Origin of the sequence: Azospirillum isscasi (assembly GCF_030849505.1) — a bacterium.
GTDB classification, from domain to species: Bacteria; Pseudomonadota; Alphaproteobacteria; order Azospirillales; family Azospirillaceae; genus Azospirillum; species Azospirillum isscasi.
Window position 1 is genome coordinate 1 of the sequence record NZ_JAUJFI010000317.1, and the last position, 2,360, is coordinate 2,360.

Here is a 2,360-nt window from a genome sequence, read left to right on the forward strand (position 1 = left end):
GCGCCGGGCATCGCGCCGTTGCGCGGCGCGTCGGGGGCGGCGGTGGACGCGGAGCGCGGGCGGGCGCTGGCGATCCTCTGCCCCGCCGGCTTGGCCGGACTGCCGCAAATCTCCATTCCCGCGGCGCGGCTGGACGGCTGTCCGCTCGGCCTGTCGCTGATCGGCCCGCGCGGCAGCGACGCGGCGCTTCTGGACATCGTTGAGGACCTCTTCCCATGACGCTTGAGATCAACATCCCCGAGGTGGTGGCCGAGGTCACCGCCGCCTTCGAGCGCTACGAACGCGCTCTCACCGGCAACGACGTCGCCGTTCTGGACGAGCTGTTCTGGAACCACCCGGCGACCCTGCGCTACGGCGTCGGGGAGAATCTGTACGGCTTTGAGGCCATCGCCGCCTTCCGCCAGGGCCGCCCGGCGGCGGGGCTGGAGCGGGCGCTGCGCAACACGGTCATCACCACCTATGGCCGCGACATGGCGACCGCCAACACCGAATTCACGCGCCCCTCCACGGAGCGGATCGGGCGGCAAAGCCACAGTTGGGTCCGCATGCCGGAGGGGTGGCGTATCGTTGCGGCCCACGTGTCGCTGATGGGTTAGGACCGCGTCCTTCCGCCCGGTTGCCGATGCCCCGGCCCGCCGCCATCCTCACTGATGCCCGAACCCGATCCCCGAACCCGCGCCGACGGACCGCCCGCTATGACCTTAGACGACCCACTGATCGAAGAGGCGTACCGCGTCCTGGCGGAGCGTCCCGGCTTCCTGATCCGCCGCCTGCACCAGATCCACGTCGCCATGTTCATGGAGGAGTGCGCGGAGTTCAACATCACCCCCGTCCAATACAGCGTGCTGACCGCCCTGGCGGAGCGGCCCGACCTGGATCAGGTGACGCTGGGCGCCCAGATCGGCATCGACCGCACGACCACCGCCGGCGTGCTGGCGCGGCTGGCCGAGCGCGGGCTGATCCAACGCCGGGCCAGCCCGGTGGACAAGCGCATGAAGCTGGCCGCCATCACCGCGGAGGGCCGCAAGCTGCTGCGCCGCATGGACAAGAAGGCCCAGCGCGCCCACGACCGCACCATCGCGCCGTTGCCGAAGGAGGACCGGGCGGTCTTCCTGCGCCACCTGCTGCATCTGGTGGACGCCAGCAACGGCTACGGGCGCGCCCCGCTGCATTTGCCGTAACGGCACCGAAAGACAACCTCAGACCGGGAAGACACGCGATGAACGACGCCACCGCGCGGGCCGTGGAGCGGCTGCTGGCCGCCGTGCCGGTGTGGACGGAGACCGGAACCGCCGGGGAGCGGATCGGGCTGGACCGCCGCACGCTGCTGCACGCCGGCCCGCCCTTCGCCAATCCTGAGGAGATCTGCCCACCGGTCCTCAACGCCGCCGCCGCGGCGCTGCTGTTCGAAGGCATGGCCGAGGGGGTGGAGGAGGCCCGCGCCCTGGTGCGCAGCGGCGCCGTGACCCTGCGCCCGGCGCAGGACCTGGGCGTCGTCACCCCGCTCGCCGCCGTGGTGTCGCGGTCGATGTGGCTGCATGTGGTGGAGGATGCGGGCGGCTCCGGCGTCCGCGCCCACAGCCCCTTGAACGAGGGCGGCGGCCCCGCCCTGCGCTTCGGCATCGTCAACGGGGCGGTGGTGGAGCGGCTGCGCCTGCTGCACGGCGCGGTCGGCCCGACGCTGGCCGGGGTCGGGCCGGTGGAGCTGTCCGGCATCGCCCGCGAGGCGATGGAGCAGGGGGACGAGCTGCACGGGCGCGTCGGGGTGGCCTCGGCGCTGCTGACCGACACGCTGGCGTCGCGGCTGGGCGGTTCCGGCGAGGTCTGCGGCTTTCTGCGAGAGGCCGGACAGTTCTTCCTCAACCCCTGGATGGCCGCCTGCAAGACGATGCTGCTGGCCGCGGACGGGGTGCCGGGGGCGGCGCTGGTGACGGCGGCGGGCGGCAACGGGGTGCGGTTCGGGCTGCGCCTGTCGGGCATGATGGGCGAAGGCTGGGCGAGCGCGCCTGCGGCCGCTCCGCAGGGGCCGGACATTGCCTTGCCGGGCGGCGCCCCCCGCCCGCGCCTGCCGGCGATCGGGGACAGCGCCGTCATCGACGCGGTGGGATTCGGCGCGCTGGCGCTCGACGCCGCGCCGCTGCTGCGCGCGGAGCTGGGCGCTGCCGCCGGAGCCGCCATCGCGGCGGGGGGCGGGCTGTTCGGGCTGATGGGCATGGTCCTGGCCACGCCCTTCGCGGTCGTCCTGCTGGTGCTCGTCAACATGCTCTACATCGAGGACAAGCTGGGGAAGGGCGGCACTTCCCCAGCGAGGACAAGGCGTAGGGCAGGGGATCAGACCACCTCCGCCCCGGCCTTGGCGG

The 2,360-nt window shown here is 73.1% G+C and carries 3 protein-coding genes and 1 pseudogene; all 4 read left to right on the top strand.

The window, feature by feature from the left end; genetic code table 11:
* Positions 1-219: pseudogene (locus QSG27_RS28585) on the top strand (amidase); the annotation flags it as partial.
* Entirely contained in the window at positions 216-596 is a 381-nt protein-coding gene (hpxZ, locus tag QSG27_RS28590) for an oxalurate catabolism protein HpxZ (RefSeq protein WP_306712203.1), read from the top strand. The pseudogene QSG27_RS28585 and the gene hpxZ, both read left to right, overlap by 4 nt.
* A 99-nt stretch (positions 597-695) precedes the next feature.
* Complete coding sequence (locus QSG27_RS28595; RefSeq protein WP_149470197.1) at positions 696-1,181, top strand: MarR family winged helix-turn-helix transcriptional regulator; 486 nt, start codon at positions 696-698, stop codon at positions 1,179-1,181.
* A gap of 38 nt (positions 1,182-1,219) precedes the next feature.
* On the top strand, positions 1,220-2,360 hold a 1,141-nt coding region (locus tag QSG27_RS28600), incomplete at its 3' end, for a YlbE family protein (protein WP_306712206.1).

Bases quoted from the DNA above. Each gene is read 5' to 3' on its own strand.
- hpxZ (WP_306712203.1), top strand. From the start codon at position 216: ATGACGCTTGAGATCAACATCCCCGAGGTGGTGGCCGAGGTCACCGCC.
- QSG27_RS28595 (WP_149470197.1), top strand. From the start codon at position 696: ATGACCTTAGACGACCCACTGATCGAAGAGGCGTACCGCGTCCTGGCG.